The organism is Nostoc sp. (genome assembly GCF_036917315.1).
Classification (GTDB): Bacteria; Cyanobacteriota; Cyanobacteriia; order Cyanobacteriales; family Nostocaceae; genus Nostoc.
The window spans coordinates 62,148-87,478 of record NZ_JBALDR010000016.1 but is presented as its reverse complement, the minus strand read 5'-3'; the positions used below and the strand labels follow the sequence as shown (position 1 = coordinate 87,478).

Genomic DNA, 25,331 nt, shown 5'->3' with positions numbered 1-25,331 from the left:
ATTTTTCCGGTTGAGCCAAAATATAAGTGAATAATTACTTTACGTTGAATATGTATAGCTAAAACTCATGGAACTACCCCAACGCGTATCAGTCCGCTACAAAGACGCGTCCTTCAACACCAATGAAATCCGTTTGAGAACTTTTCGGCTTGGCTTGCAAATATGGGATGAACAGACCAAACCCAGAAAAACAGAGCTTTATCAGTTTATATCGTCTTGCTTGAAACAAGTTGACCGCCAAGATCGTTTTATGTTTTCTCTGTTGTTCATAGAATTAACAGACCTCATACGCAACTCTTCTCTGGAAAGAGGAACAAAAGAGGTTCTGATTAAAACAGCTTTTAGAGAATTTGCTTATGCAATAACAGACTTTGAAGACGTTGGCAAATAAGGTTAGTCATGGGGATGCTGGAATTGTATAGGCGTAGGCATCACCCTAAAGTCAGCGAACCTAATCGAGTAGGATATCTATAAAGTAAACAGAAACAGCTTTCCAATCGGATTAGTTTTTTCGCTCAATGCGCGGATGGGTAGGTGTTGGGGAAGGGGTGAATACAAAAATAGCTGAATTGCCGTATATGCAAGGATTTGAGGGCTGTAGTATCTTGAAGCCATCCGCGCACCTTATGTAGACTGACTTTCAGCTATTTACAGTTAGCACAATTGCTACTCCTTATGTTATGATTTTTGCATTCGCGCTATTGAACCTTGAAAATCAAATAACACAAGCCTTTCAGAAGCCTGCGATCGCAATCAACTAAAATCCCTATTAGGGATTGAAACAAAAAACTACTTGATAATATAGTTAGAGTAATCAAATCGCAATCAACTAAAATCCCTATTAGGGATTGAAACAACTCCTATATCTAATAAGGTTGATCTGTTTAGGATCGCAATCAACTAAAATCCCTATTAGGGATTGAAACCCGCCTAGCAAGCCGCCCAATGCAGCCCACAAAGATCGCAATCAACTAAAATCCCTATTAGGGATTGAAACAAATATTGCCAAATCTGAGGGATAGCAGCCAGGAAACATCGCAATCAACTAAAATCCCTATTAGGGATTGAAACAATTGAAATGTCTGAAAAAGAAATTGATTATAGGGATCGCAATCAACTAAAATCCCTATTAGGGATTGAAACGCAGACTGGAGCAAAAACTCAAGAGTTTTTAGAAATCGCAATCAACTAAAATCCCTATTAGGGATTGAAACTACGAAGGTTAATAGAAATGACGACAGGATACGGCAATCGCAATCAACTAAAATCCCTATTAGGGATTGAAACATTTATTTTTGATTTAAGTAATTTTGCTGTAGTAATCGCAATCAACTAAAATCCCTATTAGGGATTGAAACAGAAGGGTTTATAGTTGCACCTTTATAGTTTTCGATCGCAATCAACTAAAATCCCTATTAGGGATTGAAACGTAGTAGCTTGCCCCTTCCGGTTCCCACATTTCTACTGGTCGCAATCAATTAAAATCCCTATGAGGGATTAAAACGTATATCGAGAGTTAACCTCTAAAACTTAGTATCAAAAAATACAAATATTACCTCAAGAGTCATTCCACATCCAGCTTGAGGGCTGTGATATTATAGGAGACTGCTGCATACATTTTAGAAAAACTAGAAACTGAATCGACCATGGCCCTCACGCAACTGCGGAAACAAGAAATAATCTCCAACTACCAAGTTCACGAAACTGACACTGGCTCGGCCGATGTCCAAGTAGCGATGCTAACTGAGCGCATTAACCGCCTCAGCGAACATCTCCAGGCAAATAAAAAAGACCATTCTTCTCGGCGGGGACTGTTGAAGCTAATCGGACAGCGCAAGCGTCTTCTAGCTTATATATCGCAAGAAAGCCGGGAAAAATATCTAGCTTTGATTGCTCGTCTCGGTATTCGTGGATAGGACTACCGCTTATGTCTGCTGAAGAATCTGAACGCAGTCGTTTGCCCTTTGAACCGAATAAAAAGCGCCAAAAACCCGCAAAAACTCAAAGTAAACCAGCAGCACAGCCCCAAGAATCCGTCAAACAGGCTGATAAAAAAGTGGTTTACACCAAACAAGAGATGGCAATTCCCCAAGTAGTCAGCCAACGGATGATCCGACGGGTAGCTGGGTTCTCTGGTGTACCAACAGCTTTGGGCATTAGCGCCTTGGTTGCTAGCTATCTGCTTGCTGCCTACTCCGATATCCGACTACCTCCCATCGCCGTGTTATTGGTGAACATGGGATTATTTGGTTTGGGGGTTTTAGGGATAACTTATGGTGTTCTCTCTGCCTCTTGGGATGAAGAAAAAGTCGGAAGTTTGTTGGGTTTGGGTGAGTTCAACACCAATTTGGGACGAATGGTGGCAGCTTGGCGCGAAACTCGGCAAAAAAACTTATAATGAACGGCGCTCAGGTATTAAGTAACTGTGATATTGGGTAAATGAAAAAGTTAATGTTGAAGTTGAAATTTTATCACTTCAACATTGTAATTAAAATTATATAATCCTTTTTATACCCCATATCTAGTTATTTAATAGTAAGACTACTGACTGAGCGCTACATTTTGTCTATTTATTTTGTAAACAAATTTTATTTTTAACTATTTGTAATTAGGCCAATAGGTAACAATATAGTTAGCCTATTTACACAAAATTTTACTCAATTAATTAATCAGGAACTTTCAGATGATTATAGTAATGAAAAGTGGTTCTCCAGAGGCGGAAATAAACCGCATTGATGAGGAACTAAGCAGTTGGGGGCTAACTCCAGAAAAAATTGTAGGTCAACACAAAGTAGTTATTGGTCTAGTAGGTGAAACCGCCAACTTAGATCCGCTACAAATTCAGGAACTTAGCCCCTGGATTGAGCAGGTGTTACGGGTAGAGCAGCCTTACAAACGAGCTAGCCGTCAGTACCGCCACGGTGAAGCTTCGGATGTAGTTGTTAATACTCCCAATGGAGCGATAGTATTTGGGGAACACCAGCCTTTGGTAGTTGTTGCTGGCCCCTGCTCTGTAGAAAATGAAGAAATGATTGTGGAGACAGCGCGGCGCGTCAAGGCTGCTGGAGCCGCATTTTTGCGCGGAGGGGCATACAAACCCCGGACTTCACCTTATGCCTTTCAAGGACACGGCGAGAGTGCTTTGGATTTGTTAGCAAGGGCGCGGGAAGTCAGCGGACTAGGTATTATTACAGAAGTAATGGATGCCGCAGACCTGGATAAAATTGCCGAAGTTGCTGACGTGATTCAGGTGGGGGCAAGAAATATGCAAAATTTCTCCTTGCTCAAAAAAGTGGGAGCGCAGCCGAAACCAGTTCTGTTGAAGCGGGGAATGGCAGCTACTATTGAAGATTGGTTGATGGCAGCCGAGTATATTCTGGCATCTGGCAATCCCAATGTAATTTTGTGTGAAAGAGGAATACGCACCTTTGACCGTCAGTATACGCGAAATACACTGGATTTATCGGTAGTACCCGTGTTGCGAAAGCTAACTCACCTGCCAATTATGATTGACCCCAGCCACGGCGTAGGTTGGTCTGAATTTGTGCCTTCAATGGCAATGGCTGCGATCGCAGCTGGTACAGATTCCTTGATGATAGAGGTTCACCCTAATCCTGCCAAAGCTTTATCCGACGGGCCCCAATCTCTGACACCAGACCGTTTCGATAACTTGATGCAAGAATTGGCAGTAATTGGTAAAGCGGTGGGACGCTGGCAGCAACCAGCAGTAGCTCTAGCTTAAAATTCAGTTGCAACTTATTGCTAGGCATAAATAAATTAAAGTTTTTAGTCAGGACTTTAGTCCTGATAAATCAAATTCTCCCCAAATTGGGAGAATAGAAGCCATTTTCAAAGTCCCTCTCCCAAGCTTGGGAGAGGGATTCAGGGTGAGGGCTGAAGTCTATTGTAAATATGAAATAATGCCCCTTTAGAAGATTTCTAAAGGGGATTTTTAAACACTAACTAAAGCTATGAAAAAAGAAATCTGCAATCAATATTGATAGACAATATTTTTTGCAATTGTAAGACTTCTTATCTATATACAGAGCGAGCAGGTATCCAGCGGCGACCACGATTTGTTTGCACCCAACGTCCAGGAATCACTATTCTCCTTCTCGCTTGAACAGGGGTACGAACCCTAACTCGCACTGGTCTTCTGATTATTCTAGCTGGAACCGATCGCCTAACTGGTCGTCCGATCTGAGCATCGGCTTGAAAAGGAATAAAGGTAACAGCAATTGGTAAAATCAGCGCTGCAATAGCAAGCACTCTTTTAATACTCATTCGCAAACTTTCCTTTTATGATATTGACATCAAAGAAATTAATTTTTCATAAAATATGAATTCCTTTGACAAATAAATACTAGGGTTAAAAAGAGCTATTCACTAGTGAAAAAGGTAATTAGTTGAATCGTGACTAATGTCATGGATAAAAAATGTAAACATGACTCTGCTATTGAATAAAACTATTTTTACAGGGTGGCAGTGTTTACCTAAGAGGATGTTTGAAAAGTTCTCTTGTCGGTAGCAAAACGTTCTAGATCCCCCTAAATCCCCCTTAAAAAGGGGGACTTTGATTCCGGTTCCCCCCTTTTTAAGGGGGGTTAGGGGGGATCTAAAAGCGCCTAAAATCACAGCGAAACACTTTTCAAACAACCTCTAACTGCAATACGGTTACTGCAACTCAATTTTGCCACCAGAAAAAAAGGGACGGGCACAATACCCATCCCAGAAAATTCCCTTTTACTTAATTGACTAGCAAAACTTTTATTGCACTTGGATGGGGAAAGCACCAGGTTGCACAGCTATGTTAAGATTCTGCCCATTGCGACGTAATTCCATACGTAAATCGCTCCCGACTTGGCTATTTTCTACAGCCTTTTGGACACTGCTGGCATCTGTGACTGCTTGACCTCCAAGCGTTTGGATCACATCACCAGCACGTATCCCTGCTTTAGCAGCTGGTGAATTTGGTATAACTTTTACAACTAATACACCTTTATCTTCATTGACACTCAAACCGCTATTGGGATCTGAGTTGATATTTTGTTTTAGCTGAGGTGTTAACCCCACCATCTGAATTCCCAAGTAAGGATGTTCTACTTTACCTGTAGCTATTAGTTGACTGGAAATGCGTTGTGCTGTGTTGATAGGAATAGCAAAGCCTAATCCTTGTGCCCCTTGAATAATGGCTGTATTCATGGCAATTACCTGGCCACGAGAATTTAGCAGGGGGCCGCCGGAGTTACCGGGATTAATTGCGGCATCGGTTTGAATATACTCTACTCGCTTATCGGGAGCGCCGATTAGATTGCTACTGCGTCCGGTGGCACTGATAATTCCGGTAGTTACTGTATTATCTAATCCAAGGGGGTTGCCGATCGCGATCGCCCATTCTCCGGGTTGTAGTTGATCTGAGTTACCCAAGGCTACTAATGGGAGATTGTCTGCTTGAATCTTGACAACGGCAACATCGGTCAACTCGTCTTTTCCTAACACTTTACCTTTAAAGCTACGCCCATCTTTGAGTGTAACTGTTACGGTATCAGCACCATCAACTACGTGGGCATTGGTAAGAATACGACCATCAGCACTAATAATAAAACCTGAACCAGTACCCTTTTCTACACGATTCTGTTGTTCTGGCATTTGAGAGCCAAAAAAGCGTTGGAAAAGTGGATCGTTAAATTCATCTGGTAACTGGGTTTTTACGGTTCGGGAAGAGTCAATTCGCACTACAGCAGGCCCTACCTTTTGCACCACCTGGATAACAAAGTTAGGATCTGTGCCTGCTGGTAATGGAGGAGCAGCATTTACTCGACTTACTGCCAAATTAGATGCATTTTCAGACACCTGCTGAGAGTGTCCAGCCATATAGCCGCCTGCCAATGTCATACCCGATCCCAGCAGCACCAGCGATAGAGAGGCGGCAGCCTTTTTCCAGGGTGCTTGATTGCGGTATTTGGCATCAGCAGTGTTATGTGAAATGCTATTTGATGGGTGTTCTCTGTCGCGAGATTCGTTTTGCATTGCTGTCTGGAAGGATATTTAGATGTATTACTAATGTAGATATGATTTGTGACAGTTTTGTTGCGGAGGTATTGCGTTGTTGTGAAAGCTTTGGTATTTTATTGAACCGTATTGGAATATAGTCATTCGTAGAGACGTACATCGCTGCGTACTCTTTACCAAACTCAGTGCTGTTAGCGGATAGCTAACGGAACTCAGCACTCTTCATCATGCCTGAAGGAATAAAAATGGCACAGGGGAAAATCTTACTTAAAGCTGACACTTTATGGACAAGTGTTAAAGAACGGACTGAATATGCTTTGCAATGCGGAGCGTTACTATCGATTCCGACAGAATTTGAATTTGTTGAACAGGATGGCGTGCGCTTTTTGGTACGGATTTTGTCTAACCTGAATCACAAAAAATCAGCTAAGAAGAAACAGGAAAAACAATCTGCTACTTCTGGTGAAGAGTTTAACCCTTTTTTGCCCTACGAAGAAGATTTATTTGTAGCGGATATCTCCGATACCCATGTATGTATTTTAAATAAATTCAATGTTGTAGAGTATCATCTGCTAATCATCACCCGTGGTTTCGAGGAACAAGAAAGCTTACTCACTCTGGAAGATTTTACGGCTATGTGGGCGTGTTTAGCTGATTTCGATGGTTTAGCATTTTACAACAGTGGCAAAACCGCAGGTGCTAGTCAGCGACACAAGCATTTACAATTAGTGCCACTACCACTTGCCCCTTCAGGGTTGCAAATACCGATTGAAGCTTTGCTAACATCAGCACAATTTCAAAACTCGAATGCAACTTTAGCAAAACTTCCTTTTGTACATGCTTTCGCACCATTAAATTCTAATTGGGTGCGATCGCCATTGGCAGCCGCCCAAGAGACACTGGAAATTTATCACACTTTGCGTCACGCTGTAGGTTTAGATGACAAGCAATCTGGTGCTTACAATCTGCTAGCAACACGAGAATGGATGTTAATCGTACCGCGATCGCAAGAGCATTTCCAATCTATCTCTGTGAATTCATTAGGATTCGCTGGTGCCCTGCTGGTACGAAACGCAGCAGAAATGGAGATTCTCAAAACCCAAGGGCCAATGACTATCCTCAAAAATGTTGCTGTATCCTAATTGAGTTAGTGCGATATACAGCAGTTTTCAAGTAGATGAATTACAAAGTGCAGGACTTAAAATCGCCATAAAAAAAGTTTTACTCCCTTCCTCTGCTCCTCTGCCCCCCTGCTCCCTGCCCCCCTGCCTCCTCCCCCAATTTAATCATTCTCAAGTGTTAGTGTTTCCCAATCTAAATCTGATGCTATTTGAGCAAGTTTATCTAAATCAGTCAGGTTATCTAGATAGGGTAAGCAGCCTAAAACTGGCGTGTTAGTGAGTGATTGAATCAATTGAGATGGTGTCCAGTCGGCTATTTCTGCATCCGTTCGGGGTTGTACGCAGTTCAAAACAATGCCTTTGAGATTGACGCGCGATTGTCTAGCTAACGCTACATTCGCCACTGCTTGAGCGATCGCACCCAATCTCACTGGTACTACCAATACTGTTGGTAAATGCCATTCCCCCGCCAAATCAGCTACCGTTAATTCTTCAGTTATTGGCGAACCTAACCCTCCCAAGGCTTCTACAAGTACAAAATCACGCTGCGATCGCAACTTAGATAAAGCTTGCCAAACTACTGCTAAATCTACTCGGCGATTTTCCCGTGCTGCTGCTATAGGAGGAGCCAGGGGTGCTTGAAAGTATAAAGGTGTAATTTCTTCAGCAGATTGTTCTAGCGCAAATAGCTTTTGATACCATTCGCGATCGCCAATCCCCGATTGAATCGGTTTCATGATTCCCCAGCGACGCTGCGGGTAATATTTTTGCCAATAAGCTGCTAACGCTGTTGTTAAAACAGTTTTACCAGCTTCCGTATCAGTTCCAGTAATCAGTAGTGTGTTTAACATTAATTTCTTTGGCCAGAAAATGGTTGTGTTTCATCAGCCGGCGGCAAAGTTGGCGCTTCAGTAATCGTCGGAATTGGTAAGGGTGTCTCTGTGGGAATTGGCAAAGGTGTTTCTGTGGGAAGTGGCAAGGGTGTTTCTGTAGGAAATGGCAAAGGTGTTTCTGTGGGAATTGGTAAGGGTGTTTCTGTAGGAAGTGGCAGAGGTGTCTCTGTCGGTGTTGGTTTGACTGGTTTTTCTAATGCAACATTGAGATTGTAATTGCTTTCGGCAACTCCTGAAAGCAGAGTTAACTCAATGGTATATCTACCAGTAACCAACAATGTACCTTGATAAAATGTGACTTGTTGGGCAGTACTCTCAATTGGTTGTCCATTGGGACTTAAGACTGTTAGCAGAATGTTGCTTCCTGGGTCAATAAACGTGTTTAATTTAGCACCTTCTCGCCCAAAAAAGCTGTACTGGATGATTTGATTTGCTTTGAGAGTACCTTCAACCGCGATCGGGTTAGATGCTGTAAGGTTGAGGCGCTTAGTAGATATAACAGGTTGGTTAGTAGGTGTGGGTGTTGGTGTTGGTGTTGGTGTTGGTGTTGGTGTTGGCGTCGGTGTGAATGTAGTACCACCAGAAATTACTGGTGAAGGGAAATTTTGTGGAAGCGTCTCATCTGGTGTTTTCGACTGACTGCGGATGGAACTAACTAGTGCCCAAGAACCAAATCCTGCTACGATCGTCACAGCAATGGCAATTGCGGCGATCGCTAGCGGATTATCCAAGATTGATCTGGTGGAACTTGGTGGAATCACAGGATCGGGTTTTTTGGGCGAAGCTGCTGGTGCTACTAAGTCAGGACGGCGACTAACTGCCATTGTTTGCAAGTTAGACACATTTACATTCGGAAGATTGACTTCGTGTAAAGGTTGTAGTGCTTGAGATACACTAGCAGCACTTTGATAGCGATCGCTCGGTATATGATTCAACATTCGATTCAACACTACAGCAAATCGCGGATTCACTTTTACCCACCGCTGCCAATTCCAAGTTAGTTGGTTTTGATCGAATAGATCCTTTGGTTCTTTACCAGTCAGCAAAACAATCGCGCTTACCGCTAATGCATACAAATCACTACTAGGATAAGCTCCCCCTGTTTGCATTTGTTCGCTGGGAGAGTAGCCTAATTTTCCTACGGTGGTTTTTGGTATGGGACTATCTGGCGATTGTAAACGCGTTGCCAGTTCCTTCACCACCCCAAAGTCAATTAACACAGGTTTAGCGTCACTATCTCGTAAAATAATGTTTTCTGGCGAGATATCCCGGTGAATAATTCCTCTACTGTGAATATGCTCTAAAACAGGCAACAACAACTCTATCAGCTGCAATACTTCAGCCTCTGTGAAAGTTTTACCCACAGCTTGACGTTCAGCCAGCAGAGTGCGGTACGTCTGACCTGCAATGTAGTCTTCCACCAAAAATAAGCGTTGATCTTGCTCAAATCTTTCGCGGAATTTCGGTACTTGTGGGTGTTCGATTTGATATAAAATGGCAGCTTCTCGGTGAAAAAGCTCTTGTGCCCTCTCCCAATCCAAAGCCGACCCTGCTGTTGAATTCAATTCCTTGATCGCGCAAAGTTCGTTAAAGCGCCTCTGGTCTTCTGCCAGATAGGTTCTACCAAATCCTCCTTGTCCGAGAATTTGAATTATGCGGTAACGGTTTTGCAAGACAGTGCCAACTGTAATCGGTGGTTGCATGATCGGTTGATTGAGTGTAGTAGCAACTGAAGAGACAGTCACCCACAAAGATTGAGTCCAAGAGGCGACGGACAGTTACCTGCGGCAATATTCTACTATACTCAACAAGTACACTCCACCAGGGCAAGGTTTTTCCTACTCCACAACTTCAGAGTCCCCAATCTCCCATTCAATTTCTCTTCCTAGAAAAACCAGAGATTTTGAAATATGCAAAATTCACTTGAGAATCCAGGTTATACAAATCACTCTTCTGTTTTTTAATCAATTCTTGGGGAAATTGAAGAAGAATGCAGAATTCAGAATTCATAATTCAGAATCAAGATCGAGAATGATTTTTTTAGCACTAAAAATCTTGATTTTGTCAATTTTTGTGCTATTCGGCTATTTCCCAAATTTATTCGAGTGGCGATCGCCCCGACATCCTAAATTCTCATTCGTTTGAATCGAAAGTCAGAAACAGTTATCGCTACCACAACTGGAGCGATCGCAACCACCCAAAGATTAAAGCAAACCCAACAGTACTAATTTTATCCCGGCAACAATACGGATGCTCACTAATTCAGCGGCAATTGGTAGCTTACACTTGACAGGATGCTCAGGTTCAGGCTTAACATTTACAATACAATGTTATTGATATTGAACAACTTTTCTACATTTAATGAAAAACTTTTAAGTAAAAATATTTACATGAATTTACTTAGATAAAATTATTTTTATTGAGTCATATTTTTAGTATCAAAAAATATCTTTATTTAATATTTATTTAATATTTATGAAAACTTTATCTAAAAATGTGCTTCTACACGGACTAATTTGTCCGCTGCTAGCCTCTTCTGGGCTTGTTATGATTGTCATTTTTGTTAATGCGTAAATCATAGAGTAATAAGCTACCATTTGACTACTTAGTGACAGGTGCTATACTGTGTGAGGACAAACTCTTTAATATCACTAAAGTTGTCAATGCTTTACTCTCAGCTATCAATGAGGTAATTAAAAGAACCTACCACACCAATAATGTTTAAGCAATTAGGGTTATTTACCTCAACCAAAAAATTGAACTATAGACCTAGTGCATTAACTTGATGTCAGTTAAGCTATCAATAGCTTGTTTGTCAAGAAAACTAGATAACTAGCGAATAATAGTTTTATGCAAAAATGTTTAAATTTTGTATGGAAGCTTCAATAAAACTTACAGATGTTTTTTTAGGCTATTTCTTGGTTAAATCTATGAAATCTCTAATGATAATATTACTATGAATGCACATAGAGGATCTGCTGTGCTCAGTTCTGCAACTTTCAAAATGCAACCATCTGCAACAGGACTGAACGATAATCATCGCCTGCGGCTGTTTTCTGGCTCTGCCAATTTACAACTGTCTCAAGAAGTCGCTCGTTATCTGGGCATGGACTTGGGGCCAATGATTCGCAAAAGATTTGCGGATGGAGAACTTTACGTTCAAATCCAAGAATCGATTCGGGGTTGTGATGTCTATTTAATCCAGCCATGTTGTCAACCCGTCAACGATCATTTGATGGAATTATTGATTATGGTTGACGCCTGTCGTCGAGCTTCTGCGCGACAGGTAACGGCAGTAATTCCCTACTATGGCTATGCTCGTGCCGATCGCAAAACAGCAGGACGAGAATCAATAACCGCCAAACTGGTTGCTAACTTGATCGTGGAAGCCGGTGCCAACCGCGTTCTAGCAATGGATTTACACTCGGCTCAGATTCAAGGCTATTTCGATATCCCCTTTGACCATGTTTACGGTTCACCAGTATTACTAGATTATCTAGCAAGCAAGCAATTGCCCGACCTTGTGGTTGTTTCTCCCGATGTTGGTGGTGTAGCAAGAGCTAGGGCATTTGCGAAAAAACTGGGTGATGCTCCACTGGCGATTATTGACAAACGTCGTCAGGCCCATAATGTTGCAGAAGTGTTAAATATCATCGGCGATGTCAAAGGCAAAACGGCAGTGTTAGTAGATGACATGATCGACACTGGGGGAACGATCGCAGAAGGAGCGCGATTACTGCGTGAAGAAGGAGCGCGTCAGGTATATGCCTGTGCAACTCATGCGGTATTCTCTCCACCAGCGATGGAGCGGTTGTCTAGTGGCTTGTTTGAGGAAGTCATTGTCACCAATACCATTCCCATACCAGAAAACAATCGTTTTCCACAACTAGTGGTGCTGTCAGTAGCTAATCTGTTGGGAGAAACGATCTGGCGAATTCATGAAGATACTTCAGTCAGTAGTATGTTCCGCTAACCACATTCCCGTTACAGGGATAAATTACCCACATTGACTCCTCGATCGGGTGCAGTGTGGGTTTTTGCTTTTAATTATTATGCCAACACTAACGTCCCTTGTGAGCTAAACCCCTAATCGCTGCACAAGAGCTTTTTGATGTGCAGTAGTAAAATGGATGCAGCACTGCCAAATTAGAATACTTTGATTCAGTTTGGACAATTTGGGTAAAGAGGACAAAAGGATGGTTGCAACTCCTAAAAAAGTGATTTCAGTTTTACCTTTGGAAAATGGCGATCGCTTATCTCGCTGCGAATTTGAGCGTCGCTATCAGGCAATGCCGCATTTAAGAAAAGCTGAACTGGTTGAGGGAGTTGTGTATATCATGGCATCGCCACTGAGAATTAAAAGTCATGGGGAACCACATGGAAACTTGATTGGGTGGTTGTGGAACTATAAAACGGCAACGCCTGGCCTTGTTCTGGGAATTGAACCCACAGTGCGTTTAGATGCGGATAATGAACCACAGCCTGACGCGGTACTATTCATTCCGGGCAGACAGGCATTGATTAGTGAAGATGATTATATCCAAGGCGCACCCGAACTGGTGATAGAAGTGGCAGCAAGCAGTGCAGCCATAGATTTACATGATAAAAAACGCACCTATCGGCGGAATGGAGTACAGGAGTATATTGTCTGGCGAACATTAGATAATCAGTTGGATTGGTTTAGACTACAAGCGGACGAGTATGTTTCGCTACCAACCGATGAGCAGGGAATTATTCGTAGTCAGGTGTTTCCAGGGTTGTGGTTGTCGATACCTGCCTTGCTGTCAGGAGAGATGACAACGGTGTTATCTGTGTTACAAGCAGGTTTAGCTGCCACTGAACATCAAGAATTTATGCAAAAGTTGAATGAGACTATCGGAAAGAGGGAATAAATACAGCAGTTTTCTATAATCTCACCGATACAGCCAAACGCGGAGCAGTGAAAGCAGTTGCTCGGTATCTACAGGTTTGGTGATGTAGTCAGAGGCTCCAGCTTCGATGCACTTTTCGCGATCGCCTGGCATGGCTTTGGCAGTTAAAGCAATGATTGGTAGTGAGCGAAACTGTTGTTGCTTGCGGATGGCGCGGGTGGTTTCGTAACCATCCATTTCTGGCATCATGATATCCATCAAAACTATATTAATTTCAGGATTAGCTTGCAGTCTTTCTATACCATCTCTGCCGTTTTCGGCAAACAGCACTTGCATTTGATAGCTTTCTAAAAAGCTGGTCAGGGCAAAAATATTTCTGAGGTCATCATCTACAATCAAAATTTTCCGATTAGCCAGCACTGGGTCGGTTTGATGTAGTTGCTCTAGCATTTGCCGCTTTGGTGTGGGCAAATTTGCTTGCACCCGATGCAAAAATAGGGCAGTTTCGTCTAACAACCGCTCTGGCGATCGCACATTTTTAATAATAATTGTTTCTGCTAGTCCCCGCAGCTGGGTTTCTTCTTGTCGGCTGAGTTCTTTACCGGTGTAAACAATTATCGGCAGTTTCAAAAGCTTGGGTTCCAGCTTTATCCGCTCAATTAGGGCAAACCCGCTCATATCGGGCAGACCGAGATCGAGTACCATACAATCAAAGTGATGCGATCGCAAAATCGAGAGAGCTTCTGCCCCCGTACCTACTGCTGTACTCTGGACATCGCCATTACCAATCAGTTCGATAATACTTTGGGCTTGTACGGGATCGTCTTCGACAATCAGGAGATTTCTTACCTGACGCTCAATAAAGCTTTTAATTTCAGTTAATACCTGAGTTAGCGCTTCTGGAGACACGGGTTTTTGGAGATAGGTAATCGCTCCTAGCTGTAATCCCCGTTGTTGTCTTTCATCAACAGAAAGTATGTGTACTGGTATATGTCTGGTATCTGGTTTATGCTTCAGACGATCCAGCACCGTCCAACCATCCATCTCTGGCATGTGGATATCTAGCATAATTGCATTGGGTTTAAACTGTTCTGCTAGTGCTAGACCTTGTTTGCTTTGTAAAGCAACAATAGTTTTAAAACCCTGCTGACGGGCCATATCTAGTAAGATACGGGCGAATTTATCGTCATCTTCGATAATTAACAAAATGCGATCGCCCGATTGAATTATTTCCCGGTCATCTGGAATATCGTGGGGTAAGCTGGGAAGTACTTTCACTGATGGAGAGATGTCCGCGGTTGTGGGTCTGTTTTCCAGTATCGAAACTTCTTTTATGGTCGATGTTGTACGGATAGAAGTAGTTTGCTCAAGGGATGGTGTAGTGATATTTGGGCCATTCTTTTCCTGTTGCTTGGGCAAGTAAAGGGTGAAGGTGCTTCCCTGTCCTGGTTGGCTGAGTAGTTCAATTCTCCCTCCCAACAGTTGAGCTAATTCACGGCTGATGGACAAGCCCAAGCCAGTCCCGCCGTACTTGCGGCTAGTTGTGCCATCTGCTTGCTGAAATGCCTCGAAAATAATCTTCTGCTTTTCGGCTGGAATGCCTATGCCCGTGTCGCTGACGGCAAAAGCGATCGTGGAATTATCAACTTGGAATATTTGTAACTTCACGCCTCCCTGTTCTGTAAATTTAAAGGCGTTAGCTAGGAGATTTTTCAGTACTTGTTGCAGACGTTTAGAGTCGTTATAAATTGTTGGGGGTAACTTCTCATCCCGTTCAATAGTAAAATTGATTTCTTTATTGTGGGCAACTTGCCGGAAAGTCTGCTCTAGAGATGTCTCCAAATCTGCAAGAGCAATTTGCTCAATATCGAGCGACATAGTACCCGACTCAATTTTTGCCAAATCTAGAATGTCATTAATCAATTCCAGCAAATCAGTCCCAGCCGAGTAAATAGTTCGACTGTACTCTACCTGTTTGTCGGTCAAGTTGTTAAGAGAGTTATCTGCTAGCAGCCTTGCTAAAATTAATAGGCTATTTAACGGTGTTCGCAGTTCGTGGGACATATTCGCCAGAAATTCTGACTTATATTTGGAAGACAAGGCCAGTTGTTCAGCTTTTTCTTCCAAAGACTTCCTCGCCCGCTCAACTTCCTGGTTCTTGCGGGCCACCTCTCGATTTTGAACTTCTAACAATTCTGCCTTTTCTTCTAGTTCCTCATTTAGTTGTTGCAATTCTTCGTTAGATTGCTTGACAAGAAATTGTGATTCCTCAAGCTCTTGCGTCTGTTGTTCCAAGCGTTGATTGCTTTGCTGTAGTTCTTCTTGCTGGGTTTGCAGTTCCTCTGTTAAAGCAACAGATTCTTCAAGTAGTTGCTGTGTTTGCAATTGTGAGGCGATGTTATTTAAAAATACACCCAAATTTTCACTCAATTGCTCTAAAAATGTTAGGTGCAACTGGTTAAAAGGCCCAAAAGAGGCAAGTTCAATTACAGCATTTACCTGCCCCTCAAATAGTATGGGCAAGACAATAATATTTAGCGGTGGTGCTTCTCCCAAGCCAGAAGCGATGCGGATATAGTCACTGGGAACTTCTGTGAGGAGGATTCTTTGTTTTTCTAGGGCGCATTGTCCCACCAGTCCCTCACCCAAACGAAACTGATTTGCTAGATTTTTTCGCTCTTTATAAGCATAACCACTCAGCAACTTCAGCACAGGCTGGTCGTCTATGGAGTCCATCACATAAAAAACGCCCTGTGAGGCCCCAACTAGTGGTGCTAAATTCGACAAAATCAGATTAGACACGCTTTCCAGATTTCTTTGCCCTTGGAGCATCTGGGTAAATTCAGCTAAGTTAGATTTGAGCCAGTTTTGCTCCTCATTTTTTTGAGTTGTATTTCGCAGATTAACGATCATCTGGTTAAAGGTGCGTGTCAACACACCAATTTCATCTTGGCGATCGCTATCTGCTAAACTTACCGATAAATCCCCATCTGCCATTTTTTCTGCTAAATCAGAAACTTGCTTCAGGGGTACTGAAATATGTCTGGTCAGGGTGAAGCCAATCAAAGCTAAGAGCAAAGAAAAGAAGGGAATACTATAGACTATGCTAGCGAGGGTTTGCCGACCAGCTGCCTGTGCTTTCTCAGAACGCTGTTTTAGCAGCGCATTCTCTTCATTTTTCATCGCCTGGATAACTTTCTGGATATTATCCATCAGCTGCTTACCCTGGTCTGTGAGAACTGCTTTCTGAGAAGCTTCTAAGCCTTGGCTTTGCCGTAGCTCTATGACTTCTTTCATTACAGCCATTCTCTCGGTTAGTAGTGGCTGCAAAATATCAAGCCGATTTTGTTGGTTGGGGTTATCTGCCGTTAACCTTTGAATTTCCCTAACTTTTTGATTTAGTACTTGAATGGCAGCGTTATAAGGTTCTAAATAGCGCTGTTCTCCAGTAATAATGTAACCGCGTTGCCCTGTCTCAGCATTTGTCAGTTGCAAGTTGAGGTCTTCAAGCTGACTTAACACTTGGTAAGTATGGCTTTCTTTGCGCGAAGTTTCAATTAGCTCATTGGTGCTTTGGTAGGAGATTAGACCAATGGTGGTCAGAGTTGCCAAACTCAAAGCAAAACTTACTCCAATCTTGGGTCCAATCTTCAAACGGTTTAACATTACTCCAGGCAGGTATTCAAATTATTTCTGTTTTTGAGACTATTTTAATTATGTTTTGGCTATGCAAAATCAAGGGGTGATATTTAGTTTATCTAGGATATATCTAATTTTTTGCACACTAACTACTATCATTTGTATCCTAAATTTTTAGAAACGTAACGAATACTTAAATAAGTATATATCTAAATACTAATATTTTTATCTAATATTTTGGCAATCATTCATTCAATAGCATAACTTATTTCAAAATAAGCAACTACTTTATTATATTTTTAATTTAATATTGACCGTGAATAAGGAAAATTTTTGCTTAGATTCTAAATTTAACATTAGCTAAAAAATGGGATTTTAAATTTATATTGTAATGGTTCAATAACTTTGAAATCAACAAAAAGACTGGATAGTAAAATTAAACAGCCGAATCGGGAAAATTAAATTAATTAAAACATAATATATTTATCTAGACACTAGATAATATAGTGGATTTTGCGGTTGAATATAACATCTATGCCATTGTACATCAATCTACAGAGCAACCGTAACCTTAGCGATCGCAAGCAGCATTAATTCCACAGCAAACTTAAGGGTTAAAAATACAACCTATACCCATAGAAGTATATAATTTACAGTACAAATGTATTACTAAAATTGTAAGCTGTTAGTAAGTCGTAAAAACTATTAATATTAACTTGAGGATTAACTAGAAGTTGGTAATAACCTGGCGATCGCTTCTAGCCGCATCTAGTTCAGATTGACTATAAATACTAAAATGTTGAATCTTGTTACTCTCTAAAATAGCTCTTGCGCCTGCTACATAGATATCAGTGCTTTTTAATACTAATAAGTAATGACCAAGAGTCAGATGACGTTCATAATATCTAGCTAACTCATCAGAAAGTCCTAAAGTAGTATATTTATCTTGAGAAGTGCTGATGTCTACCTCATAAATATCACTAAAGTTGCTTGTATTTTTAACAACTATTGATATTTGACTCATTGGGAAGTCAGCAGTTCTCAGTTCAGTAAGCGCTCTTTCTGCGTCTTGACGCTGATAAAAAACACCAAGTGCGTGTTTATAGCGATTATTTGGGGTTGAGTATGGCTCAAAGACTCCCCATTGTTGAATATCACGGCGATTAAAAATTCTCTTGGCGAGACGAATCTCTATGTCTATACCGGTTACTATCACCAAATAGTAACCCTTACAGACAAGATCGCTATAACCCTGTGCTTGCTTTTCAGCAATTCCTAAACTTAGGAACAAACCGGACAAACCACCTGCTAAAGTGGTAGCGATCGCAGTTACTTCCGCTCCGGCTAAGATGACTGGGCCTATACCAGGAATTACCAAGAGGACTAGATCGACTGATAAACCAGTAAGACCATCTAAAGCATCACTACTAAAGGCTCCAGCAGCATCTTCTGAGGATGTATTGCCAGTGTTTTCGATGATTTCAACACCAGCAATATCACTTTGTTCTTCTGTATTCCGTGCAATAACAGAAACTTTCTCCATTGGAAAATTAGCGGCTTTTAGTTCCTTTAGTACCAATTGTGCATCGGAATACCCAGCGAAAACTCCTATAGTTCTTCGCTCTTTTTCTAATGTCATTTTATCGGTTTATTGCAGTTAGAAGTGATTCCCAAAATTGTTACCTGAAATTGAGGTAATTACACAGCTCGACGAGTCAGTAAACCCCAAAGGAAAATTAGTATCATTGCACCAATAACAGCAAATAAAATGCTTCCCAGAGATAAAGCTCCTACAGATGCAGCTGCTGCCGAACTACTTCCTAGTAATACTTGACCCAAATAACCACCGAATACGGCTCCCAGGATTCCTAATACAATGGTAGAGATAATACCGCCACCTTGGGTTCCAGGATAAAATAACTTCGCTAACGCACCTGCGATTAAACCCAAAACCAGCCAAGCAATAATGTTAGTCATCGAATTTCTCCTTCACTGAAAATCTGCTTTGTTTGCGTTTGACTAATTTCATATTAAAGTTTGCCTCCAAAATTTCCGATCTATCTAGAGAACTAATATCATAAATCTTTAGATATCATTTGAATATTCGCCAAGTCATCTTTGAGGATGAATATACAAATTAGTCACATTCTGTACATTCAAGTGTTTGTATAGCAGTCCAATTTGACATCATATAAGATGTAGATAAGGAAGCTAACCGCATTCTATCTGAGACACGACGTGTAGCTTACTTCCCTGTATGGGTAAGCGTAGTATCTCGTAGAGAAGGACAGAAAAGGAAGAAAAAATAAAGAAATATATACATTTCAAATTTAGATTTTTGATTTTCAAAAAAGCGATATCAGCCGTTCAAAGCTCAGAACTGGAGACTATAGAAAGAGCTAGTTGATATAGTTGGCGACGGGGAAGGGAAGTAAATTTTGCTAACTGACGGCTAGCTTGCGATCGCGATATTCCTTGACTAATTAACTGTTTCAATTCAGCTTTCAATTCTTCTTGTGTCAGTTGGGGCTGACTGGCTGGAATTCCCGCTACTACTAATGTATATTCACCTTGGGGTTCTCGTTGAGTGTAGTAAGCGATCGCTTCGGCAATTGTCCCCCGCCAAAATTCCTCATACAATTTAGTTAACTCCCGTCCTAGCACAATTTGGCGATCGTTTCCCCAAACAAGAGCTAAATCTTGCAAAGTATCTCGCAAACGGTGCGGCGATTCGTAGAAAATCAAGGTGCGAGATTCTGTTTGCAGAGATTCTAAATGTTCTTGTCTCTGTTGAGTTTTCGCTGGGAGAAAGCCTTCAAAGACAAACCGGTCTGTTGGTAATCCAGCTGCACTCAAAGCGGTAATTGCTGCACTAGCGCCAGGAATCGGAACTACTGGAATTCCCGCCTCAATGCAGGCTTTTACCAGTTCATATCCAGGATCGGAAATTCCTGGCATCCCAGCATCACTCACCAGAGCGATCGCTTTATTATTAACTAAATGCTCTAATAATTCTGGAATACGGCTGGTACGATTGTGTTCGTGGTAACTCACCTGGGGTGTTTTAACTTGAAAATGTTGTAGCAGTTTCCCTGTATGACGCGTGTCTTCCGCAGCAATGATATCCACAGTTTGCAAAATTCGTACTGCCCGAAAGGTGATATCTTCCAGGTTGCCAATTGGTGTGCCGACAACGTAAAGTGTTCCTGGTTTTGGATCGGTTTGCATGAGTAAGAGTTAGGAGTTGGGAGTTAGGAGTTAGGAGTTATATCATGTCCGCTTGATTGCTTATTAAACCCGAAGAACCCCACCCTCGCCAAAGCTACGCTTTGCCTCCCCTCCCCGCCTGCGGGGAGGGGCTGGGGGTGGGGTGCAATGATTGTGGAAATCATAACTAATTACCCGGACTTGATATTAGGAGTTAAAAGTTAAGAAGTAAAAATAATAATTTACGTCTAATACGAATTGAGTATTGGTAACACTCCATACGTCAAATTTTGTTTTTTTTGACCCGATGAAAGTTTCTAATTCATCAATTTCAGTGATTTTGGGTATTTCTGCTCTTTTAAGACGCGATAAATCGCGTCTCTATATCTGGGTTTTGTTGCTCATCTGGCGTTCTAATCTTATTTCAATAATCTTAGTCCACTGAGGGTAACTAATACTGTGGAACCTTCATGGCCAATAACGCCGATAGGTAGGTTAATATTTCCTAGAAAGTTGCCGACTAAAAGCAACATAATGAAACTCAACGCTACAACTATATTTTGTTTTACTATGAGTTGCGATCGCCTGCCCAAATGCATCGCTACAGCAATTTTTTCTAACCTGTCTGCCATCAGTACTATATCTGCGGTTTCCAATGCCACATCACTCCCAGATATTCCCATCGCTATACCCACGGATGCTTGCGCTAAAGCTGGTGCATCATTGATTCCATCGCCTACCATTGCAACTGTTTGATATTGTTGCTGTAAACGGCGGATAACATCCAGCTTATCTTCTGGTAGAAGTTGGGCATATACCCGATCGATTCCGACTGCTTTGGCAACACTGCGAGCAGTTTCCTGATTATCTCCGGTTAACATGACAATTTGTTCAATTCCCAGTTGCTTTAATCGACTGATGGTTGCGGCGGCTTCGACTCTCACCTCATCTGCGATCGCAATTACACCCATCACCTCTGCCCCTCTGCCCCCCTGCTCCCCTGCTCCCCCTCCTTCCTGTGCTACCCAAACGACAGTTTTACCTTCTTGCTCCAAAGATTGAGCCATTTCTCGCAATTCTTTAGGTAAATTTGTGACATACTGCTGCATAAAAATGGCATTCCCGACAATTACCTGTTGTTCTTGAGCAATTCCGACAATTCCCTTTCCAGGTAAGGCTTGTACTTCGATTGCAGCAACCCAATTTAAATCACTAGCCGCTTGTACAATTGCCTTACCGATGGGATGTTCGGAAGATGCTTCGAGACTGGCGGCAGTTTTTAATACATCATCTCTAGTGTATTTACTAACTGAAACTACTTGGCATACCTGCAACTGTCCTGTTGTTAGAGTACCAGTTTTATCAAATGCGATCGCACGGACTTTGCCAATCTTCTCCAACTGCGCCCCATTCTTAAACAAAATCCCCTGTCTTGCACCATTGGCGATTCCCGAAAGTAGGGTGGGCATAATTGCAGCCATCAAGGCACAGGGAGAAGCCACCACCAAGAAAGTAAGGGCGCGATAAATTGTTGTTTCCCAATCCCAACCCCAAAGAAATGGCGGTAAAGTTGACAGCAATATCCCAGCTACTACAATGACTTTGGCATATCCCTTTTCAAAGCGATCAATAAACTCTTGGGAAGGTGGTGCTTCTGTCTGCGCCTGTTCTACCAAACGAATCACCCGCTGAATTAAACTGCTTTGGGCTGGTTTGTGTACTTTAATCTGCAATGCACCATAACCGTTGAGTGTACCAGCAAATACTTCTGCGCCCACTGTTTTCTCTATAGGTAAAGACTCGCCTGTAATCGCAGCTTGATTGAGGGTGCTGTAACCAGATAAAATTATTCCATCAGTAGGAATTAGCTCTCCAGGTTTGATGACAATCTCATCACCCACTTTTAGCTGACTGATAGGAATTTCTTCTTCCCTGCCTTGAAGTAAAACTCTTGCTGTATCTGGTGTTAGGCTCATCAAACTGCGGATGCTCCGCTCAGTTCGCTGCATTGCATAGCCTTCTAATGCGCCACTGATGGCAAAGATCAGAATCAAAATTGCCCCATCAATAATTAGATGATATTCTCTTCGCCATAAGCCGAGGCTAGCAGCACCAATGGCGGCGACAATCATCAGCAAATCGACATCGAGTTCTTTTTCTTTGAAGAGGGTAGTTAATCCTTCCCGCGCACTTTCGTAACCGCCAATTACATAAGCGGCGGGTAGCAGCAGGAATGCCAATCCCAACCAACCAAAATGCAAGGCAAACCATCCGAGTAATAATAGGAATCCACACAAAAGGGCTGCTAAGGTATCTGCGTGTTCTCTGGTAAATTGGCTGAAACGTTGGGGGTAGAGCATGAGAGGTGAATTAACAGGGGCTTTCTTAGGCTAAACCTTGACATTAATGTTAATGTCAAGGTTTATAATGATTTTGAAACGCAAAGGGGCGCTGAGGGAAGCGCAGAGGTACACAGAGTAAATCTTTATCTGTGTTTTTTGAGTGTTTTTCAAAAGCGGGATGTGGGTAAATGCGGCGATTTAACTGTTACGTTTAAAGTTGCACTAATAGGAAAAATCTATGCTAAAGCGAATATATATTGATAACTTTCGCGGTTTGGTAAATTTTGAGATGAATTTTGACTCGATTAACCTGTTTCTTGGTGGTAATGGAACAGGTAAATCAACAGTTTTTGAAGTCTTGCGGAAAATTCAAACGTTTGTAAGTGGTGATAGTAAAGTAGAGGGCATTTTTAAACCTTCTGATTGTACCCGTTGGCAAACTCTGTCTCTTCAACGTTTTGATCTAGATATTGCTGGTAATGGTGGTAATTACAAATATGAACTTGCCATTGAACACCATCAAGGAAAAAGCTATGTTTGGTATGAGCGTTTGCGGTTTGATAACAAAGCTTTGTTAAAGTTTGAGATGGGCGAAGTTGAAATTTTTGATAATAATTATTTACCTAGTTCAAGATATCATTTTGATTGGTCGCAGTCTATACTGTCCCTAATAATGCCAAGAGATGATAATACAAAGTTGACTTGGTTCAAAAAACGTCTAGAAAAGTTTATTATTGTCCAAATAGTTCCTAGTTTGATGGTCGATGGTAGTGAACATGAAGAAATACAATTGACTTGTAGAATGGAAAATTTTGTTTCTTGGTATCGCTACATTTCCCAAGATCAGGGTAAAATTGCTGAACTGATAAATATTCTAAAAGATGTATTAGATGGTTTTGTAAGTTTTAAATTTGAACAATTTAGTGAAAACTATCGAATTCTAAAATTACGATTTTCAACAGATGAAGAGAGGAAAAATATTATTGATTATCGCTTTGGTGAATTATCTGATGGTCAAAAAGTAGTTATTGCTCTGTATACCATTCTCTATTGCACTGAATCTGAAGATTATACACTTTGTATTGATGAGCCAGAGAATTTTTTAGCTCTGCCGGAAATTCAACCTTGGCTAATTCAACTTTATGATTTTTGTATTGACGGAAAAATACAAGCTTTACTAATTTCACATCATCCTGTACTAATTAATTATCTTTTAACTTCACCTATAGGTTATTGGTTTGAGCGTCAAAGTAATGCACCTGTAAGAGTAAAACCAATTAGTAATCAGGAAGCTGAAAATTCAGGATTACCAATTTCAGAACTGATTGCACGGGGCTGGCTGTATGACCCAGAATAGAGTACAGATAGTAATTTTGTGTGAGGATCTACAACAGCAAGTTTTTGCATACCATTTTTTAAAAAAGCGAGGCTTTAATATAAATCCAAAAAACGTCACAATTAGGACTTCCCCAACAGGTAAAGGTGCAGGAGAGCAGTTTGTTAGAAAACATTATGCAGCAGAGGTTAAAGAATACCGGCGAAAAAACTATCGTTCAGGAATGCTAGTAGTATTGATTGATGCAGATACTGCGACAGTAAAGGCAACACTGAAAGAATTAGATAATGCATTGATAGAAAATTCACAGGAACTTCGTAAGCCTGATGAGAAAATAGCAATCTTCGTGCCAAAAAGAAATATCGAAACTTGGATACATTATTTACGAACAGGAGAAGTTGTTGAAGAAGAAGCAGAAAAATCCAAATATCCAAAATTCCCTAAAAATGAGGCAATCTGTAAACCCGGTGTTGAACAATTAGCAAACCAGTGTTCTCAAGGGAGTTTAGATGAAAATGCACCGCCATCTCTTCTGGCGGCTTGTGGAGAATTACAAAGAATTTTGCCGTTATTATAGTAAATCATGAATGCTGGTTGCTTAACTATTAAAGAACTTACTGATGCAGTTGGCGGTGGTTTGACTCCGCGGATGGTGCGACATTATCATCAATTGGGACTGTTACCCCAAGCAGTGCGATCGCGTAGCAATTACCGTCTCTACACCAAAACAGATGTTCTCAGGTTACAACGGATTGTCGCACTTAAGCAGCAAGGGTTTCAGCTAAATCATATCCGCAATATTTTGGAAGTGGAACCAGAAGCCGACACAACGGTTAACCTCATGGGACAACTTCAGCAGCAATATCGCGCGGTGATGCAACAAATTTCTCAACTGCGGCAAACTGCATCAGCATTAGAAGGATTATTGGGGCGCGATCGCCATTGTCAAATTATCCAAGCGGAAGTTTTGGCGCAACTGAAGTTACTTGATGTTGAAACCCAAGCCGGATTGGGAGGATTGGAAAATCTTTGGAGTGGCTTGGATGCTGAAATTCATACCCACTCGGAAGCTTTTACTGAATCGCTACAACGCTTACTACCCGATCTGTCTCACCGTTCGGAAATTGAACAGCATTTAATTTCTCAGTTGGTTTTGGCTTGTGGCGATGTCAGTTTAGTATCTTTTATTAAATTGAGTCGAGATGCGATCGCAGCTAGTCGAGAAGCTTTATCTTCAGGCTGTCAAATTGTTGTCGATACCCAAACGGTTGCTGCTGCTTTGGATCAAACCCGATTACTTCACTTGGGATGCCGCACCGAAACTTTAATTGATAATCCCCATATTACTACTGCCACAGAAGCCGAAGTTGCTTTTTGGCAACATCGAGAATGGCGAGAAAAATTGCTGCAAGTAAGTAGGGGTTGTGTGTTGGTAGTTGGTTATGCTCCCTCAGTGCTTGTAGAAGTTTGTGAGGCGATTGCCAACCAAAAAATTCAGCCTGCATTAGTAATTGGAATGCCCATTGGCTTTAGTCATGCTCCCGCAGCCAAGCGACAACTGAGGCAACAAGGGATACCTTATATTACAGTTGAAGGGACTTTGGGAGGTGGTGCTTTAGCTGCAACTGCCCTAAATGCTTTGGTTGAGTCATTGATTGATAAGCCAGATTGTCATTGTTATCTCAAATAAGTGCTGAACAATAAGTATTCATTTAAGCACTCAGCACTCAGAACTACTGAAAATAATATTGTTAAATAATATTGAATTTGCTACACTTTACCAGTTTTAGTAATTCAATAATTCATAATCGCGGTCATAAACTCCCAACTTGTGTATAAGTTGCAATATAACTTAGAAGAATTTATAGTAAACAGACTTTGGCAATTAGAGTATAAATTATCATGCTATC

Annotated in this window: 19 protein-coding genes, 1 pseudogene and 1 CRISPR repeat array; of the genes and pseudogenes, 10 read left to right on the top strand and 10 right to left on the bottom strand. The window is 41.5% G+C overall.

From position 1 onward, the window contains the following. Nucleotides 1-67 precede the first annotated feature (67 nt). The 4 genes from V7K84_RS09355 to aroF all read left to right on the top strand — a co-directional run bounded on the left by V7K84_RS09355 (nucleotide 68) and on the right by aroF (nucleotide 3,742). Nucleotides 68-391 (top strand): hypothetical protein, encoded by a 324-nt coding sequence (locus V7K84_RS09355; protein ID WP_334837526.1) that lies wholly within the window; start codon nucleotides 68-70, stop codon nucleotides 389-391. A 355-nt stretch (nucleotides 392-746) separates the two neighbouring features. After that, nucleotides 747-1,504: direct repeats of the CRISPR family, unit length 37 nt; unit sequence ATCGCAATCAACTAAAATCCCTATTAGGGATTGAAAC. A gap of 142 nt (nucleotides 1,505-1,646) precedes the next feature. Beyond that, nucleotides 1,647-1,916, top strand: coding sequence for a 30S ribosomal protein S15 (gene rpsO, locus V7K84_RS09350; RefSeq protein WP_094348354.1), 270 nt, complete (start codon nucleotides 1,647-1,649; stop codon nucleotides 1,914-1,916). Between the two features lie 11 nt (nucleotides 1,917-1,927). Beyond that, nucleotides 1,928-2,398 carry a PAM68 family protein gene (locus V7K84_RS09345; protein ID WP_289796490.1) on the top strand — a complete coding sequence of 157 codons (471 nt, stop codon included), beginning with the start codon at nucleotides 1,928-1,930 and terminating at the stop codon, nucleotides 2,396-2,398. A gap of 285 nt (nucleotides 2,399-2,683) precedes the next feature. After that, nucleotides 2,684-3,742 (top strand): 3-deoxy-7-phosphoheptulonate synthase, encoded by a 1,059-nt coding sequence (gene aroF, locus V7K84_RS09340; protein WP_334837525.1) that lies wholly within the window; start codon nucleotides 2,684-2,686, stop codon nucleotides 3,740-3,742. Nucleotides 3,743-4,032: 290 nt separating this feature from the next. Here aroF and V7K84_RS09335 read toward each other — a convergent pair whose 3' ends face one another. Both V7K84_RS09335 and V7K84_RS09330 read right to left on the bottom strand, forming a co-directional pair. Further along, nucleotides 4,033-4,284 (bottom strand): hypothetical protein, encoded by a 252-nt coding sequence (locus V7K84_RS09335; RefSeq protein ID WP_334837523.1) that lies wholly within the window; start codon nucleotides 4,282-4,284, stop codon nucleotides 4,033-4,035. A 483-nt stretch (nucleotides 4,285-4,767) separates the two neighbouring features. After that, nucleotides 4,768-6,030, bottom strand: a complete 1,263-nt coding sequence (locus V7K84_RS09330; RefSeq protein ID WP_334837521.1) for an HhoA/HhoB/HtrA family serine endopeptidase — start codon at nucleotides 6,028-6,030, stop codon at nucleotides 4,768-4,770. 227 nt (nucleotides 6,031-6,257) lie between these two features. On the opposite strand from V7K84_RS09330, the gene V7K84_RS09325 reads away from it, so the two are divergent. After that, on the top strand, nucleotides 6,258-7,154 hold the full coding sequence (locus V7K84_RS09325) for an ATP adenylyltransferase family protein (protein WP_334837629.1): 897 nt from the start codon (nucleotides 6,258-6,260) through the stop codon (nucleotides 7,152-7,154). 140 nt (nucleotides 7,155-7,294) lie between these two features. Here V7K84_RS09325 and bioD read toward each other — a convergent pair whose 3' ends face one another. Next, nucleotides 7,295-7,984 carry a dethiobiotin synthase gene (bioD, locus tag V7K84_RS09320; protein ID WP_334837520.1) on the bottom strand — a complete coding sequence of 230 codons (690 nt, stop codon included), beginning with the start codon at nucleotides 7,982-7,984 and terminating at the stop codon, nucleotides 7,295-7,297. Next, a complete protein-coding gene (locus V7K84_RS09315) occupies nucleotides 7,984-9,729 on the bottom strand; it encodes a protein kinase domain-containing protein (RefSeq protein ID WP_334837628.1) in 1,746 nt (581 codons plus the stop codon). Before V7K84_RS09315 ends, bioD begins: the two co-directional genes overlap by 1 nt. A gap of 1,253 nt (nucleotides 9,730-10,982) precedes the next feature. Here V7K84_RS09315 and V7K84_RS09310 point away from each other — a divergent pair. Together V7K84_RS09310 and V7K84_RS09305 are read left to right on the top strand one after the other, a co-directional pair. Further along, nucleotides 10,983-11,999, top strand: coding sequence for a ribose-phosphate pyrophosphokinase (locus V7K84_RS09310; RefSeq protein ID WP_334837518.1), 1,017 nt, complete (start codon nucleotides 10,983-10,985; stop codon nucleotides 11,997-11,999). A 223-nt stretch (nucleotides 12,000-12,222) separates the two neighbouring features. After that, nucleotides 12,223-12,918: a Uma2 family endonuclease gene (locus tag V7K84_RS09305; RefSeq protein ID WP_334837517.1), complete on the top strand. Its 696-nt coding sequence runs from the start codon at nucleotides 12,223-12,225 to the stop codon at nucleotides 12,916-12,918. Between the two features lie 21 nt (nucleotides 12,919-12,939). Here V7K84_RS09305 and V7K84_RS09300 read toward each other — a convergent pair whose 3' ends face one another. The 6 genes and pseudogenes from V7K84_RS09300 to V7K84_RS09275 all read right to left on the bottom strand — a co-directional run bounded on the left by V7K84_RS09300 (nucleotide 12,940) and on the right by V7K84_RS09275 (nucleotide 22,103). Continuing rightward, nucleotides 12,940-16,563 carry a response regulator gene (locus V7K84_RS09300; RefSeq protein ID WP_334837516.1) on the bottom strand — a complete coding sequence of 1,208 codons (3,624 nt, stop codon included), beginning with the start codon at nucleotides 16,561-16,563 and terminating at the stop codon, nucleotides 12,940-12,942. Nucleotides 16,564-17,263: 700 nt separating this feature from the next. After that, the gene (locus V7K84_RS09295) at nucleotides 17,264-18,175 is read right to left on the bottom strand and encodes a hypothetical protein (protein ID WP_334837515.1); all 912 of its coding nucleotides are present in this window, start codon (nucleotides 18,173-18,175) and stop codon (nucleotides 17,264-17,266) included. A gap of 59 nt (nucleotides 18,176-18,234) precedes the next feature. Then, a complete protein-coding gene (locus tag V7K84_RS09290) occupies nucleotides 18,235-18,513 on the bottom strand; it encodes a GlsB/YeaQ/YmgE family stress response membrane protein (RefSeq protein ID WP_099101768.1) in 279 nt (92 codons plus the stop codon). A gap of 390 nt (nucleotides 18,514-18,903) precedes the next feature. After that, on the bottom strand, nucleotides 18,904-19,764 hold the full coding sequence (gene rsmI / locus V7K84_RS09285; protein WP_334837514.1) for a 16S rRNA (cytidine(1402)-2'-O)-methyltransferase: 861 nt from the start codon (nucleotides 19,762-19,764) through the stop codon (nucleotides 18,904-18,906). Nucleotides 19,765-20,001: 237 nt separating this feature from the next. Next, nucleotides 20,002-20,094: pseudogene (locus V7K84_RS09280) on the bottom strand (IS1 family transposase); the annotation flags it as partial. Between the two features lie 68 nt (nucleotides 20,095-20,162). Beyond that, entirely contained in the window at nucleotides 20,163-22,103 is a 1,941-nt protein-coding gene (locus V7K84_RS09275) for a heavy metal translocating P-type ATPase (protein WP_334837512.1), read from the bottom strand. Between the two features lie 220 nt (nucleotides 22,104-22,323). Here V7K84_RS09275 and V7K84_RS09270 point away from each other — a divergent pair, with 220 nt between their 5' ends. Genes V7K84_RS09270 through V7K84_RS09260 form a run of 3 tightly spaced genes read left to right on the top strand, consistent with a single transcriptional unit; the run spans nucleotide 22,324 to nucleotide 25,111 of the window. After that, complete coding sequence (locus V7K84_RS09270) at nucleotides 22,324-23,442, top strand: AAA family ATPase (protein ID WP_334837510.1); 1,119 nt, start codon at nucleotides 22,324-22,326, stop codon at nucleotides 23,440-23,442. Beyond that, nucleotides 23,429-23,998, top strand: a complete 570-nt coding sequence (locus V7K84_RS09265) for a hypothetical protein (protein WP_334837508.1) — start codon at nucleotides 23,429-23,431, stop codon at nucleotides 23,996-23,998. The genes V7K84_RS09270 and V7K84_RS09265 overlap by 14 nt, the downstream gene beginning before the upstream one ends. Nucleotides 23,999-24,004: 6 nt before the next feature. Next, nucleotides 24,005-25,111, top strand: a complete 1,107-nt coding sequence (locus V7K84_RS09260) for a precorrin-8X methylmutase (RefSeq protein WP_334837507.1) — start codon at nucleotides 24,005-24,007, stop codon at nucleotides 25,109-25,111. Nucleotides 25,112-25,331: the final 220 nt, after the last annotated feature.